General features: G+C 45.3%; 12 protein-coding genes. 3 read left to right on the top strand and 9 right to left on the bottom strand.

The window, feature by feature from the left end; all coding sequences use genetic code 11:
- Positions 1 to 26: 26 nt before the first annotated feature.
- The 8 genes from AB6D58_RS13555 to AB6D58_RS13590 form a co-directional block, all read right to left on the bottom strand.
- Positions 27 to 1,022 (bottom strand): ABC transporter ATP-binding protein, encoded by a 996-nt coding sequence (locus AB6D58_RS13555; RefSeq protein WP_136973785.1) that lies wholly within the window; start codon positions 1,020 to 1,022, stop codon positions 27 to 29.
- An 87-nt stretch (positions 1,023 to 1,109) separates the two neighbouring features.
- Entirely contained in the window at positions 1,110 to 2,093 is a 984-nt protein-coding gene (locus tag AB6D58_RS13560) for an ABC transporter ATP-binding protein (RefSeq protein ID WP_048605693.1), read from the bottom strand.
- 2 nt (positions 2,094 to 2,095) lie between these two features.
- The gene (locus tag AB6D58_RS13565) at positions 2,096 to 3,121 is read right to left on the bottom strand and encodes an ABC transporter permease (protein WP_017056648.1); all 1,026 of its coding nucleotides are present in this window, start codon (positions 3,119 to 3,121) and stop codon (positions 2,096 to 2,098) included.
- 2 nt (positions 3,122 to 3,123) lie between these two features.
- Positions 3,124 to 4,110, bottom strand: a complete 987-nt coding sequence (locus AB6D58_RS13570; RefSeq protein WP_017059409.1) for an ABC transporter permease — start codon at positions 4,108 to 4,110, stop codon at positions 3,124 to 3,126.
- A 169-nt stretch (positions 4,111 to 4,279) separates the two neighbouring features.
- Positions 4,280 to 5,962 (bottom strand): ABC transporter substrate-binding protein, encoded by a 1,683-nt coding sequence (locus AB6D58_RS13575; RefSeq protein WP_017056650.1) that lies wholly within the window; start codon positions 5,960 to 5,962, stop codon positions 4,280 to 4,282.
- Positions 5,963 to 6,673: 711 nt separating this feature from the next.
- Positions 6,674 to 10,063 (bottom strand): response regulator, encoded by a 3,390-nt coding sequence (locus AB6D58_RS13580; protein ID WP_136977818.1) that lies wholly within the window; start codon positions 10,061 to 10,063, stop codon positions 6,674 to 6,676.
- A gap of 216 nt (positions 10,064 to 10,279) precedes the next feature.
- The gene (gene rsmC / locus AB6D58_RS13585) at positions 10,280 to 11,302 is read right to left on the bottom strand and encodes a 16S rRNA (guanine(1207)-N(2))-methyltransferase RsmC (protein ID WP_372157539.1); all 1,023 of its coding nucleotides are present in this window, start codon (positions 11,300 to 11,302) and stop codon (positions 10,280 to 10,282) included.
- A gap of 110 nt (positions 11,303 to 11,412) precedes the next feature.
- Positions 11,413 to 12,498 carry an AI-2E family transporter gene (locus AB6D58_RS13590; protein ID WP_017059406.1) on the bottom strand — a complete coding sequence of 362 codons (1,086 nt, stop codon included), beginning with the start codon at positions 12,496 to 12,498 and terminating at the stop codon, positions 11,413 to 11,415.
- A gap of 76 nt (positions 12,499 to 12,574) precedes the next feature.
- Between AB6D58_RS13590 and AB6D58_RS13595 the strand changes: the two genes are divergently transcribed.
- The gene (locus AB6D58_RS13595; RefSeq protein WP_004734537.1) at positions 12,575 to 12,700 is read left to right on the top strand and encodes a hypothetical protein; all 126 of its coding nucleotides are present in this window, start codon (positions 12,575 to 12,577) and stop codon (positions 12,698 to 12,700) included.
- A gap of 140 nt (positions 12,701 to 12,840) precedes the next feature.
- On the opposite strand, the gene hemL is transcribed toward AB6D58_RS13595, so the two are convergent.
- Complete coding sequence (hemL, locus tag AB6D58_RS13600) at positions 12,841 to 14,136, bottom strand: glutamate-1-semialdehyde 2,1-aminomutase (RefSeq protein WP_010436060.1); 1,296 nt, start codon at positions 14,134 to 14,136, stop codon at positions 12,841 to 12,843.
- Between the two features lie 296 nt (positions 14,137 to 14,432).
- On the opposite strand from hemL, the gene erpA reads away from it, so the two are divergent.
- The gene (gene erpA / locus AB6D58_RS13605; protein WP_004734539.1) at positions 14,433 to 14,774 is read left to right on the top strand and encodes an iron-sulfur cluster insertion protein ErpA; all 342 of its coding nucleotides are present in this window, start codon (positions 14,433 to 14,435) and stop codon (positions 14,772 to 14,774) included.
- A 271-nt stretch (positions 14,775 to 15,045) separates the two neighbouring features.
- A complete protein-coding gene (locus AB6D58_RS13610; protein WP_372157541.1) occupies positions 15,046 to 16,170 on the top strand; it encodes an efflux RND transporter periplasmic adaptor subunit in 1,125 nt (374 codons plus the stop codon).
- The last annotated feature ends 8 nt before the right edge of the window (positions 16,171 to 16,178 follow it).

Genomic DNA, 16,178 nt, shown 5'->3' on the forward strand with positions numbered 1-16,178 from the left:
GAAGACCCTAACTTGGGTTTTATTGCTTAGCTTTCGTGTAGGTAACAGCGCACAAAGTGGTTATCAGCGAGCTGCGTAACCCCTGGTAGCTGCTCTTTGCACTTATCCATTGCGTGAGTACATCGGCCTGCAAATGGGCAGCCTGCTGATACTGGTGTCCACAGAGGAATCTCACCTTTGTTGCCTGCAAGTTGCTCGTGGATCGACTTCTTAGGATCTGGAACGGCCGAAACAAGCAATTGGGTGTATGGGTGCTGAGGGTTAGCAATCACGTCATCGGTATCGCCCCATTCCACCATGTGTCCCACGTACATCACCGAAAGGTCTTCAGCGATGTAACGAGCGGTTGCGATATCGTGAGTGATGTAAAGCAGAGACATTTGCTTCTCGAACTTCATCTCTTCCATCAGGTTCAAAACACCGGCACGAATCGATACATCAAGCATTGAAGTTGGCTCATCGGCTAGTACAACTTCGGCACCTACCGCGATGTTGCGGGCTAGGTTGACACGTTGACGTTGGCCGCCAGACAGTTGGTGAGGGTACTTCTTCGCCGTCTCTTTTGGTGGGATCAGGCCCACTTGCTCTAAAAGATCGTAAACACGTTCTTCTAGTTCTCTCTTATTGCCCGGGGTTACCTTCTTGTGGATCAACAGTGGTCGAGCAATGTGGTGGAAGATATTGTGTGTTGGGTTCAATGAACCAAACGGGTCTTGCCATACCATCTGCACACCTTCACGGTAGTGCATAAGATCTTTTCTGCTTGAGATCTCTTGGATATCACGACCTTTGTATTCGATCATGCCACCTGAAGGTGCGTACATTTTTGCGATCATTTTTGCGGTTGTTGATTTGCCTGAACCAGACTCACCAACCACTGCTAGGCCACGGCTTTTGTACATCTTGAATGACACGTCGTTAATCGCACGCATCATTGGGGTTTGAATGGTGGTACTGCTTATTGGGAAGTCTTTTACGACATTCTTGCCTTCTACCAATAATTGACCGAAATCTTTGCTCATAATTGTCTCCAGAATCCTTATTCGCTTTGCTTGTTTTTAGGCGGTCGAGCCGCCTTGTTCGTTATTCACGCTGAGTTAGCGTGCAAGCTATAGCTTCCTTTGTACTATTGGGTCACCGTACAGGTGGCAGTTAGACAAATGTCCCGGGTCGATAGAACGCAGCTTGGTTGGCACCTTGGTACACGTTTCATGTACACGGTCACAACGAGCTTGGAAACGACACCCTTCAGGGATCTCTAACAGGTTCAGAGGGTTACCCGGAATACCTGCTAACTTTGTCTTTGGCCCTGTCAGTGGAGGGAAAGAACTTCCCAGCCCTTTGGTGTAAGGGTGGTAAGGGTTTTCTAGAATATCTTGAGAGTTAGCTACTTCGATTAGCTCACCTGAGTACATGATGCCGATGCGGTCAGAGAACTCGACCATCAATGACAAGTCATGGGTGATGAACAGAATTGAGAAGCCAAATTCTTCTTTTAGTGCATAGATCTTTTGTAGGATTTCGCGTTGCACAACCACATCAAGTGCGGTTGTCGGCTCATCCATAATGATCAGCTTTGGATTCAGTGCTAACGCGATAGCAATAACCAAGCGCTGACGCATGCCGCCAGAGAATTGGTGAGGATAGTCACTCAATCGGCTCGGGTGAATATCGACGATTTCAAGTAGACCTTCAGCACGCTGCTTAGCTTGCTCGCGAGTCATGTTGGTGTGACGCATGATTACGTCACAGAACTGCTCTTCCATCGGTAGTACTGGGTTGAGTGCGTTCATCGCGCTCTGGAATACCATCGACATCTCACTCCAACGGAACGACTGCATACGGTCATCACTGTATTCAAGGATGTTCTCACCGTTGAAGATAACCTCACCACCACTGATGTAAGCGGGCGGCTTATGAAGACGCATAAGAGAGAAAGCGACCGTTGATTTACCACAGCCAGATTCACCAGCTAGACCGAAGACTTCACCTGGAGCGATGTCGAAACTTACGTTGTTACACGCACGAACATCGCCAGACTCTGTGATGTAATCCACGCATAAGTTGCGGATAGAAATTAGTGGTTCAGACATGATTATTTATCTCCGCTCCAAAGTGCATTTTGTGGTGGTAGTTCTGGTTCACGTTCTTCTTTGTCTTGAGCTGCTAGTTTCTTCCAACGCTTCATGCCTTTGTGAGAACGCAGTTGCGGGTTAGCAATTTCATCGACCGCGAAGTTAAGTAGAGCAAGGCCAGTTACAAGTAGTGTCAGTGCGATACAAGGAGCCAGCAGTTCCCACCAAGCGCCAATCAGCATTGATGAAGAGGTTTGAACGTTGTAAAGCATGATGCCCCAGCTGATTGTGTTCGGGTCACCAAGACCTAGGAACGAGATGGTTGCTTCCATCATGATTGCGTACATCACCGAACCGATGAAGCTTGCGCCAACGATAGAGATAAGGTTTGGCAGAATCTCTACGAAGATGATGCGGAATGAAGATTCACCCAAAACTTCAGCGGCTTTTACAAACTCTTTTTCACGCAGTGCTAAGGTTTGGGAGCGAACAACACGGGCACCCCAAGCCCAAGACATAAAGCCGATAACCAAGGTTATGGTGAGTGGCCCTGCCTCACCGATAAAGGCTGCTACTACGAACAGTAATGGGTATTGAGGGATTACCAGCATGATGTTCATTGCGGCTGTTAGAACGTCATCGACACGGCCACCGAAGTAACCTGCAGAAACACCAATAACAGTTGCGAGTAAACATACGGTTAGACCCGCACCAAAACCTACAGCAAGAGATACGCGTGCGCCGTATACCACTTGAGACCAAACGTCACGACCCATACGAGTTGTACCTAGTACGTGGTCTGCCTTTTTAGACATGATCAATGTACGACGGTCGTCTGCTAGATTTTGAGCAACCCAGCCATCAGGGTTAGTTTGTGCAGACTTCACCACGAAACCAGGATATTCGTGTGGGTTACCTGTACGCTTGTCTGGTACATGTTTGGTGATTAATGGAGCTGCAATCGCGCCAAGAATAAAAATACTTAGGATGATGACGCCTGTTAGGGCCATCGGGTTACGCCAAATGAGTTTTAAAAAGTCTTTCATGATTATTTACCACCCTTACGAAGACGAGGGTCAAGAACAACGTAAAGCATGTCTGCAACTAGGTTAAAGAACAGCATGAATAGCGTCATGATAAGCAGCTGACCTTGCAGTACTTGGTAGTCACGAGCGTTAATTGCGTTGAAAAGTACGCTGCCAAGACCTGGGTAGTTAAAGATGATTTCGATAATTAACTGACCGCCGATTGCCATACCTAGCGACATTGACAGGGCTGTCACACTAGGTAGCATCGCGTTACGAGCTGCGTAGTTGAATACCACTCGGTTTTCGCTCAGGCCTTTGCCTTTCGCCATGGTGATGTAGTCTTCGGCTAATAGGTTGATCATGTTGTTACGCATGTTTACTAGGAAGCCACCAATTTGAACAACAGAAGCACAGAACAGTGGTAAGAAGGCGTGGTAAGCGACATCTTTAATGAATGCCCAGCTTGTCCAATCAGGTATAGTACCAGCGGTGTAGGCATACCCTGTTGGGAACCACTTCAAGCCAATTGCAAAGGTAAATAGTGCAATCATCGCGATAACAACTTGAGGAACGGCTTGTAGAATCAGCATCCCTGGCGTTACGAAGGCATCGTACTTACTGCCGCGTTTCCACGCTGCGAAAATACCTAGGATTGAACCAATCGAGAAAGAAAGAATAACTGCGGTGCCGGCTAAGAAAAGCGACCAACCGAATGCTCCACCCAACAGTGTGTTTACAGAAAGTGGGTAGAATTGAATTGATGTACCAAGTTCCCAGCTAAGAATGTTCTTCATGTACGCCACGTATTGAACTAAGTAGCCACCATCAACGAAGCCTAATAGTTCTTTCATTGCAGCAATACGCTCTGGAGTAACTTGTACAGAAGCGTTCGCAAACATCATGGTAACTGGGTCACCAGGCATTGCTCTTGGAATAATAAAGTTTAACGTCGCAGCAACTAATAGCGCGACAAAATAAAATGACAAACGTCTTAAAAAATAACCCATAACTCACACCTTACTCACCCAGATTGTTTCCCTGTTTCTGGATTCAGGTCGCTCCTAGCGAAATTTGGAACGAAAAACCCCCTGACGACTAGCGCCATACTTTCAATTGAGAGTGTGGGGATTTTTATAAGCGGCGTAAGAGGTTACGCCGCAAGGATTGAACGATTACTTATTTAACTGGTTTTAGGTCCAGTACATGAAGTAGACGCTCTGGAATACCAGCCCAAATGTTTGGACGGCCTTTTGGATTTTCTTCATTCCACCAACCAGTGAAGCGAGTTGTGTTGTATTGGTACATGTAAGCACCAGACATCACAGGGATTGTCACTTGGTCTGCAGCGATGATTTGCTGGATACCGTGTGCAATGTCTAGCTGCTCGTTCTTATCAGCTGTTTTGTAGAAGCTGTTTAGAAGACCATCTAGCTTGTCGTTTTTGTAGAAGTGCATTGCGAAACGAGGCATACCATCACCAGATTGTAGTGATGAGTTGTAAGCACTGTTCCAGTACGTGTATGGATCCGCACCGTGGAAGTAGTTTGTGTATGCTACGTCGTATGTACCTTCAAGCATTGCTTGGTTGTAAACAGAGAAGTCAGGTGTACGAGCTTTTGCTTTAATACCGATTTCGTTTAGCTGTTCTACCGCTAGTTGAACTGTGTTGTTGAAGTCAGTCCAGCCGTTTGGCGATTGAATCATTAGTTCGAAAGACTTGCCTGATGGAGTGTCAACAAAACCATCTTTGTTTACATCTTTGAAGCCAGCGTCAGCAAGAAGCTTCTTCGCGCCTTCAGCGTTGTAAGTGTTGAAGCCTTTGTACTTGTCATGAGTTTTTTCATCAGACCAAGCTTCAAACGCGTAGCCAAGACCCGATGCGAAATCGTTTACAGTACCGCCACCGTAGAATGCGATGTCGATGATAGTTTGACGGTCAAGAGCCATAGAGAAAGCACGACGGAAGTCAACGTTGCTCAATGCTTCATGCTTCGCAGCATCAGGGTGCTTGAAGTTAACGATGAATGCCTGTGTACCTGCTGGCGGGTACCAGTAGTGGTGTTTAGGGCTAGCTGCTGCGTATGTACGATCGATATCTGGAACGAAAGAAGACGTCCAGTCCATTTCACTGTTTACAACTTTACCTAGGAATTGGTCGTTGTTCGCAATTTGTGGAACACGTAGACAGTCAACATCTAGGTTGTCTGCATCCCAGTAGTTCGGGTTTGCACACTGGATGTATAGTTGCGCTGTAAACGTATCGATTTCTGTAAATGGACCAGAACCTACCGGGTTCTCATTGGTAAACGTTGATGGATCTTTAACGTCTTTCCAGATGTGCTTAGGTACTACAGGTACTTTAGCAATCTCGTAAGGTACGTTTGAGTTTGCTTCTGTTAGTGTGAACTTAACTTGGTTGTCGTTCAGTTTTTCTACAGAAGTTACCCAAGAGTTGATACCAGATTGGTCAAGCTCTGGCTTCTCTTTTACAAGGTTGAAAGAAAAAACAACATCATCAGCAGAGAAAGTTTCTCCGTCTGACCATTTAACACCCTTACGAATGTCGAAAACAACGCTCATCAGATCATCTGACATCTTGAAGTTTTCAGCTAGACGGAACACTGGAGTGTTACCGTGCATTTCGTTAAATACTACTAGCGGCTCATACATGAAGTCAGTTGTAGTATGTAGGTTAGTAGCACCAAGGTACGGGTTAAAGTTACGTACGAATGTAGTGTACTCTTTCGGGTGAACGGTCAGTTCACTGCGTTCTGCAGCGGTTGCTACTGATGCAAAACCTGTTGTAGCAGTTGCAATAATTGCTGTTGCTATTGCTGTTTTTTTTATATTGGCAAGCATAGCTGTTCCTTACTATTTGCTTTCATTTCACTAATGGATTGAATGTTATCTGTCGCTAAATTGTTTAGTAGATACACACTCTGGTTAAAGGCCTACCTCTTCTTCGTTGCTCCAGATTCATCGTTGATTCTGAGAAGTGGTAAGAGTGGCCTGTAGGCCTTTGGCAGGAGTAAGAAAACACCTTATCGATGAATTAATCAAACTCGTTTCCCGTCAAAAACGTTAAAAACACACAACCCCACGTCATTAACGTCAAAATAGGTTGCTTTGGTGGTTTTTTGTACGCAATTGTTAAAGTGATGTGACTCGCATTTGGTTTTGAGGTTCTTGCAGGTTGTAAGTGGTCACTAACTTTAAAGGCTTTTTATTATAATGCTTTACCCTAAGTTGGTATAATTGTAGATCTCGGTCACTTGCCAGTTTTACGTTAAATTTCCCTAGAAAATTAAATCTGCCGTTCTGTTGTGACTCGCTTCTCAAACTGCAACAAAGAGTCAGATAACGGTCAGATATGATTGAGAATAGAACGAAAAGTACTGACGGTTACGAGCTCACACTGTACGTGATTGGCGTGAATTCTTCCTTGTTTAAGGGCGTAAAAAAAGTGCGTTGCAAGCGATGGGATTCTACTTTTTGTGATTATAAGGCGTACAAAAAAGCCCACGCTAGGTGGGCTCCATTATTCAAAGTATCGTGATGTTGGTTCAGGGTTTAACTGGTCAGTAGTTTCTGAAGTTTATCCCTCAGCATCTCAATATGGGTTCTTTCTGGCGTCTGTTCTTTGCAGTGTTCCAGAATGAATTCGATTGAGCTCAGTACCGTTCGCCAGCGAGGCGTTTTCGGTAGGGTTTCTACGCGTAGGTATTTGTCTAGCGTTCGAGTTTGCAGCGTACTGCGGTCTAAGTAGACGCGCCACAAGCCACTCTTCTCGGCGAAAGCAAACTTGGTTTCACCAGTCACCGATTCCCAGTAGATGATGGCATTCGTCATCGCATCGACCAGTACCTCACGCATTAACTCTTGCTTGTTTTTACCTTCACCGGTTGCCTTGTCAGCAAGACGAGTAAATTCTCCGCCAAGCTCTTTCAGCTGCTGTAACTTATCTTTGTCGCCTTCAAAGGCATAACTAGAGAGAGCCTCAACCGCCGTTTCAAGGTTATTGATTCGGTTTGAGTTAACACCACCACCTACATTGAAGATATACATGGTGTCGAGCCCTGAGCCTTCAGGCAGCTTAAGGATGTCACTTGGTATGCGCTGACGTGTATCGTCTATATAGATATCAATATCACCGCAGTAGTGGGCTTGTTCTACCTTAAGGTATTTAGGCGCAATGATCTCGTCGACCATTGAGCGTTTAAGTTGTTCTTGTCCGCGTCTGAATAGCTTCGCCGCAGCTTCGTTAGCAAAGCGAATACGTTGGTCGTCACGAATACAGATGATGGCTTCAGGTGCCGATTCTAGTTGCTCTAATAAGCGGCCTTGAGTTTCTAACAAGTTAGCCTCAACCATCGCTCTATGTTTGAGCTCGAGTTGCAGTTGGTCGTTTTCAAGGCGTCTCTGTTCAGCTTTGCTTGCTGATAGATGTGCTGTAATTCGAGCCGCTAGTTCTTGTTTGTTGAACGGTTTAGACAAGTAGTCATTGGCGCCAGCTTCGAAACCTCGAACACGGTCTTCTGCTTGGTTGAGTGCCGTTAGCATGATGATTGGCAACTGAGCATGATCGTATTGCTTACGCAGTGCTTCACAAACCTGATAGCCGCTCATTCCTGGCATCATGATGTCGAGTAGAAGCAGCTCTGGCTTCTCTTTCTCAATCAGTTCAATGGTTTCAGGGCCATCACATGCAGTACGTACTCGATAACCTTCTAACTTCAAGAAGCTGTCTAATACTCGCAGGTTAACCGGCTCATCATCGGCGATAACCAATAACGGGCCATCTGGGTTTTCACTGATAACACTATTTTCTTGTTGGCTGTTATCAATTAAATCAGGCGCTTGGAAGTGCGAGTAGTGACCTGATTCGTTGTAACTGTCTAACTCATCTTGAGTAGCTAGGGGCAGGGTAAAGCTAAACGTAGTGCCGAGCATTGGTTGGCTACTAACGTACAGTGAACCGCCCATTAGCTCGATCAACTGACGACTGATCGATAATCCAAGCCCTGCACCTTGGCGGTAGTTACTCGCATCTTGGCCTGCTTGAATCAATGGCTCAAAGATGTGCTCAAGGTACTCGGCCGGTATACCTTGGCCAGTATCGACAACTTGTACACGAATGTTGTCATCGATAACGCTGGCAGAGATAACAATTTTACCTTCTGAGGTGTACTTGATGGCATTGCCGACCAAGTTATACATCACTTGCTCAAGTCGTTGAGGATCCGATGAAACCAGACCTAAATCACTTGGGACTTGGTTAATAATACGGATTGGCTTATTGCCCAATAGGTGATGAGACAACTCTAGGACCAAGCTGGTGGCTGCCGACAAATCAACGGCTGATTTCTTAATATCTAAGCTGCCATAGCGCATCTTGTGATAATCAAGCAGATCATCAACCAAGGTCGCCAATCTCTGACCGCTATTGATGATGATATCCAACTGATATTTCTGATTAGCAGGAATAGGGCCGTTAGCTCCAGATATCAACGCTTCAGCGATACCCACCATGCCATGCAGTGGTGTTCTCAATTCATGTGAAGTAGTCGCTAAGAACTCATCTTTGAGTTTATTTGCCAGTTGTAACTCTTCGTTTTGCTTTTGAATGGTCTTAAGGTTGTCCTCAAGCTCATCGTTTTGGCTTTTGATGAGCTGCATTTTTTCACGAATAGATCGCTGCATTCTTTCGAAGCTCACCGCGAGTCGGCCTATCTCATCTTTGCGCTCGGTATTGATCATGGTTTCATCGAGATCACCCGCCGATACTTTTTCGGCAGCCCACGTCAGTTTAAGCAGTGGGGATGTGATGAAGTTAGACAGATAGTGCGATGCAACGACTACCAGAATGATCGCCGTTAGCATCACGATCACGAAGATCTTTTCTAACTGATGAATACGGGCAAACGCCTCTTTCTCTGGCAGCTCTACGACAAGAGCCCATGTTGCGTATTTCAGTTCAATTGGCGTATATGCCGCGATGATCGCTTGATCTAGGGTGTTGTCGAAGGTGCCAACCGCTGTTTCGCCAGCCAATGCTTTATCGACAACATCTAGGCTCAAGTTGATAGATTCTTGTGAATGAGCAAGGCTACGCGGCAGGTGATCATCACCTACAAGCAGCGTTTGAATATTCGAACTCTTGTTGAGATCCGCAATCAACTTAGTAATGCCGTTGATTGGTAGCCTAAACATCGCGTAACTGTGTAGGTAGCCTTGTTGAACGATAGGTGCGCCTAGCCATGCGGTCTGTTTGCCATTCTCGTCTTTAAAGTCAGAAACGATAACCGGCGTGTAATCTTCGTTAGATTTGCGTCGGTCGGTTACGTCTTTGGCTAGTCGTTGAAAGGTAATACCTAGGTTGGAGTCCTTGTATTTTCCTGTCAGTAGATTGGTGCCGTAATCGTCATTTTTAAAGACGGAATAAGCGACGTTACCGTTGATATCAACTAAGAGAATATCGTCAAAATCAGAGCGTTTAAGCAGTTCTAGGTAAGCATTATGGTAGCGCTTGTGGAGCAGGCGATAACGCTCGCTGCCAATAAAGCTGCTGGATTCAGGGAGGATCGACGTTTTGATTTGATCGCCAGAGCCTTGAATATAGCGCTGCTGTGCATTACTGCGTGCCTCGTCAATATCTAACCCCAATCGTTGAAATGCATTGATCAAACCATAAAATCGCCCGCCACTGGCATTGGCCAATTCTGAGCGAACAAAGCCCATCACTTGGGATTCTTGAGCTTGTAGGTAATCGACAATTTGCTGCTGCTTAGTATCACGAACCGAAACAAGGTGTGAGGTGCTTTGTTCCTGGAGATCCTGACTGTGCGATTGGAGGAAAAATATCGCGATAAGTGTCACAGGGGTAATACTGAGGACAAGAAATGCCAGCATTAGGGTATTTTGAAGGCGCTTAAACTTCTGCTTACGATAGAATCTAAACATAAATTGGGTACTACTTTCCTTTGATGTACTGCTAAAAGGGGCGAAAACAAGTACAGAGAATAGAATTAACGGGTTCCAATTTAACGAAATTAACGAGTTTTTTTACTTTGACAAGTAAGTGGTATTTAAAGCGTGTGCAAAAGCTCATTTTTATTGAGTTTTGACAAAAATATGAACAGACAGCGCAGATAATGACCCTGCGCTGTGCTAGATAGGTTATTTGTTTGCGTGATAGATCGCGAATTTAGTGGTCTTATTTAGAGTCGCGCATTTTCCAAACGCTTGTTCAATAATTGGAATGTATTTTAAGAAACTATTCGCAACAATAATCATCTCACCAGAACGCTTCAAATGCTTAGGAGCCTGAGCAAGCAAGGTCTCAGTCGCGCTGTAACTAGTGTCTAAACCTGAATGGAATGGTGGGTTACTGATGATGAACTGGTAGTCTTGTGCGGTATCAGAATAGACATCTGAAGCGAATACTTTACCCGTTAAACCATTCGCTTCTAGCGTTGCTTGGCTTGATGCCACGGCAAATGCACTGATGTCACACATTTCTAGCTCGATATCTGGGTTACGAGATGCCATCACCGCGCCCAATACGCCTGCACCACAGCCAAAATCCAGTACCTTGCCTTTTAGTTTTGGCAGAGTATCCAACAGAAGTTGGCTACCGACATCGAATTGACCGTGACTGAAGACGCCAGGAAGGCTTTTTACCGTAAGTGATTGCTCACCAATGTTAACCGTGTAGGTCTTAAACCAGTCTTGCAGGTTGAACGCTTGTGGTTGCTCGAAGCATTGACCCCAGTAGAAAGAGCAACGACGCGCTGAATCGTATTTAACAACTTTGCCGTAAGGAGCAAACATCTTCTCGATGCTTTTCACGCCTGAACGGTTTTCACCAACCACGACGATCTCGGTGTCTTTGCCTAGCTTGGCAAATAGCATCGCCAACAAAAATTCCGCTTCCGCTTTGGCTTTTGGCCAGTACAACATCACTAAGTCGGCTTTGGTCTCTTCGGTAAACTCCGCACCATAAAAACGTTGGATGGTGTTGTAGCCTTCTAATTGACGGTAGTAGCTGTAATTAGAAGTAAACACAGAGACAGATTCACAATGCTTCGCTAACTCAACAGGGAACAAGTCTTCTGCCTCACCGGCAACTAAAACATGTTTGCCTTCAAAGTAGGCGAGTTGGCGTTGAGCAATCTGGCTTGGTGCAATATAAGCTGACATAGGACACTCTGTTGAATCGTTAGCAAAAAATGAGGGCGGATTTTCGCATAATCCGCCCAAAGCTTGAAGTGTTTAATACGGGTTCGCCAATCAAGTTGACGTCAAGTTCGTTAACTCTTGTCTTGCTGGTTTAAAAAGTCCTTAAACTCTTCATCGTAGATGTTGAATAGGACAATGGTAATCGCAAAAATCAATGGTCCGTAGATAAGACCAATTAGGCCAAACAGTTGAATACCACCCAATAGTGAGAAGAAGATCATCAGGGTATTCATGCCTGCACTGCCTTGCATTAGCAGCGGACGCAGAAGGTTATCAATTGAACCAACAATCGCTACACAGTAAACCGTTAGGAAAATCGCCCACGTGGTATCACCAGTTAGGAACAAGTAGGTTGCTGCTGGAATCCAGATTAATGCGGTACCCACAACTGGGATGAAAGAGGCAAAGCCCATCATAGTACCCCAGAATAGACCTGGGAAACCGGCAATCCACATACCTAAACCGCCGGCAAAACCTTGCGCGATTGCGGTTAAGAATGAGCCCATTACTGCTGATTTAGATACTTGTTCTATCTCTGTTAGAAGTTTGTCTTCTTGGCTACGAGACAGCGGCAGAATATGACGAACCACACTGATGATTTTGTCGTGATCTCTTAATAAGAAGAACAAAACGAACAGCATCAAGAAGAAATCCATCAAGAAATTGGTTGCGTCACCTAAGATTTTGGCACTGATACCAACTAGCTTAGAACCAAAGCTGGTCGCAAACTCACCGACTTTTTGTGCGATGGCTTGGGGCTCAATGTTGTCGAAAGGCAGGTAGTTATTCACAAATGACAGCGCTTTGACCACTAACGGATGAGCAAACAGAGTCTGAATGCCACCGTGGGTCACCCATTGGTAAGTATTCTGAGAGAACAGAGAACCTTGCTGAACAATTGCTGCGAATACTGCCAATAAAGGGATAACAATAATGAAGGTCAGTATGATACAAGACAGCAGAGAGACGATGTTTTCTTTATTCGGGAGCTTTTTTTCAAGCCACTCATGGATTGGGAACATCAATAGTGAAATGATAAAGGCCATCACGATAGAGTTAACGTATGGCTCGATAAGCAAGTAACAAGCATAAGCCGCCGCGAGTAGGGCAATGATGATCACCCAGTGGCTGGAATTGATTTTGAGTTTTTCTGACACGGTAATGGTCTCTATATTTGCGTTCTGAGTTTATAATGGCTGCAAAACAGAGAGTTAGCAATGAGGAGTTTTGATAATGGGATGCTGTAATAAAGATAAGAAATGCCAAGACGAAGAACAGCAAACAAAAAAAGAGATCCCTTGGTTCAGAATGTTCCTTGGTACCTTGATGTTGTTGGTTTTCCTTTTCTGGGAACGTTAATGCTTTTGGTTCAGCTTTAGCCTTAGTCGACGGCTAAATAAGCTGTCATATTTGTGGCTGGTGAGCGCGATATATAAAAAAGGGCTGCATTTAATGCAGCCCTAAATTCAATCGGTTAGCGACTTATAAAGTGCTTTCGATTATTTGCTTTCAGCAGCAATGATCGCAAGAGAGCGGTCAGCAGCTTCTAGTGTTGCATCAAGTTCTTTTGAACCATGAGCAAGAGAAGTAAAGCTTGCTTCGAATGCTGAAGGTGCAAGGTAAACACCGTGATCTAACATTAGGTGGAAGAAGCGCTTGAAGCGTTCTACATCACACTTAGTTACATCTTCGTAGCACGTCACAGTTTCTTGGTCAGTGAAGAAGAAACCAAACATACCGCCAACTTGATGAACTAGCATCGGGATGCCGTGCTTGTCAGCAAGTTGCTTGAAGCCTTTTGCCAACTGCTTAGTTTTTGAAGCTAGACGCTTTTCGTTGCCTTCTTCTCGTAGAAGGTTCAAACATGCGTAGCCAGCAGCCATTGCAACAGGGTTACCTGAAAGCGTACCCGCTTGGTAAACAGGGCCAGTTGGTGCGATGTATTGCATCACGTCTTTACGACCACCGAAAGCACCGACAGGCATGCCGCCGCCAATCACTTTACCAAGACACGTTAGGTCTGGCTTGATGTTGTAGTAAGCCTGAGCACAACCTTCAGCAACGCGGAAACCTGTCATTACTTCATCAAAGATTAGCAATGCACCTTCTTGATCACAGATTTCACGTAGACCTTCGTGGAAGCCTTCTACAGGAGGGATACAGTTCATGTTACCCGCTACTGGCTCAACGATGATACAAGCGATCTCGCCTTTGTTTGCTGCGAAGATTTCACGTACTGAATCTAGATTGTTGAAGGTTGCTGTTAGCGTTAGTTTCGCAAAATCAGCCGGTACGCCTGGAGAGCTTGGTTGACCTAAAGTCAGTGCGCCAGAACCAGCTTTTACAAGTAGGCTGTCTGCGTGGCCGTGGTAGCAGCCTTCAAACTTAAGAATTTTGTCACGACCAGTGAAGCCACGAGCTAGACGAATCGCGCTCATTGTTGCTTCTGTACCTGAGCTCACCATACGTAGCTGTTCCATTGATGGAACCATCTCAGATACCAGTTCAGCCATTTTGATTTCAGTTTCGGTTGGAGCACCGAAGCTAAGGCCGCGTTGAGCTGCTGCAATAACTGCGTCACGAATAACCGCGTGGTTGTGACCAAGGATCATTGGACCCCAAGAGCCAACGTAATCGATATACGCTTTACCATCAGCATCAAAAATAAGTGGGCCATCAGCGCGTTCAACGAAGATTGGAGAACCACCTACGCCATTGAATGCACGAACTGGAGAGTTTACGCCACCAGGAATGGTTTGCTGTGCTTTTTCGTACAGCTCTGCTGATTTGGTCATTGATATATCCTCTTTTGACTGTCGGACCAATTGGCACGCATTGTACCTATCCCTAATCCAACTAGGAATGCTTTCGCCCAGATAATCACCCGAATCTGGTTGTTTTGTGTGGTTACACGTTTTAATTGTTAGATATTGGCGAGTTTACAGCAGTAAAAGGACCGATCCTGTGGTGAATACTTGAACGTTTCAGTCAGGTATTAGATAATCACCGGAATATAAGAAAATACTCAACAACTATGGTCTCGAATTAGATTTGTATCATGTTGTTTTTGACACAGGTAAGAGAGGTTGTCGTGAGCGAAGTAAATATCCCATTGTCTTTTTCTGATGCAGCAGCTACCCGCGTACAAACGCTAATTGCTGAAGAAGAAAACCCAGAACTAAAACTGCGTGTATACATTACAGGTGGTGGTTGTAGCGGTTTCCAATACGGCTTCACATTTGATGAAAAAGTAAATGATGGCGACACTACAATTGTAAACAGCGGTGTAACGCTGGTTGTTGATCCAATGAGCCTACAATACCTAATGGGCGGCATGGTTGATTACACTGAAGGCCTAGAAGGCGCACGCTTCTTTGTGAACAACCCGAACGCTACAACAACATGTGGTTGTGGCGCATCATTCAGCGTATAGCATGAGTTGAAAATAACTTGAGCTCAAAGCTGTATTAGATACATTTCAAACGCCGAACTTATGTTCGGCGTTTTTGTTTTTACTTAGTAACTTATTACTTTTCAAAGCATTCCTCTCATTTTTAGTACACGGCATATTTTTTAAACTGTCGATAGCGTCCAACTTCGTTGAGGATTGGTCTGTTAAGGTTACCTTTGTGCATAAGGAAGTTGCACATCACGCTATTAAGCCAACTAGCGCGCCTGAATGACATCGGACAAAAGGATTTGTTATGCCCACTCTATTTTCTAACTCACCACTTTTTCAGAAATTGAAGCAGCCGTGGCTGGTTTCTCTGACTCTAGTCGTGTTGTTGTCGATCTGGCTTGGTTTAGGCGTAGGGCAAGCAGAAGAGTCGCCTGAGAAAAAAGCAACAGAAATTCCGTTGGCTAAGGTTTCCTTTCAAACCTTCACCTCATCACCGACCTTTAAAACGATTGATCTCTATGGAAGAACTGCGCCCGATAGGCATGCTCGTCTAGGTGCAGAAGTCGCGGGCAAGATTGTCAGATTGAACGTTGTTAAGGGGGATATGGTTAAAGCAGGACAAGCCATTGCCCAGATAGATAAGGGTGATTTAGAGATTCAACTAGAGCGAGCCTCGGCTTTATATCGCTTGAAGCAGAAAGAGTTCAAAGCGGCGCAGTCACTGAAGAAAAGAGGACTGCAAGGCGAAATCGCCTACACCACCGCAGAGGCTTCACTAACGGAAGCAAAGGCCATGAAGCGCAATGCGGAATTGGCTTTAAAGAATACTGTGATTACTTCGCCTTTTTCGGGTGTGGTTCAAGATTTGATGGTGGAGCTCGGTGATTTCGTTAGTGTTGGCGATCCTGTTGCTGGCGTGATTGACCTCGATCCTCTGGTCATCGAAGCCGATGTCAGTGAACGTCATATCCAGCATTTGTTAGTTAATCAGTCTGCCTTGGTTCGCTTGTTGGGAAGAGAAGAAGCGGAAGGCCGCTTACGTTATGTTTCTCGAATCTCTTCTGCTTCTACTAATACTTTTCCAATCGAGATTGAAATCGATAACTCCAAAGGCCTATTACCTGCAGGTGTCAGTGCCGAAGTAAAACTCAACCTAGAAACAAGAGACGCAATCAAGATAACACCGGCGATGCTGGCATTGGATGAGGCGGGTAACCTCGGGGTCAAAACCTTGGTTTCAGTCGATGACTCACCAACGGTGAAGTTTGTAGGCATTCAGCTAGTAAAGGCCGAACAAGATGGAGTGTGGCTCACGGGGCTAGGTCAACGCGTCGATATCATCACAGTAGGCCAAGGGTTTGTGCGTGATGGTGATTCGGTGATTGCTGTTGAGCAAGTCGCTGAACTCTCTAACGTAACCGCAGAGTAGGAGATAAC

The sequence above is a fragment of the Vibrio sp. 10N.239.312.D08 genome (assembly GCF_041466145.1).
In the GTDB taxonomy this organism is placed as follows: domain Bacteria; phylum Pseudomonadota; class Gammaproteobacteria; order Enterobacterales; family Vibrionaceae; genus Vibrio; species Vibrio crassostreae_C.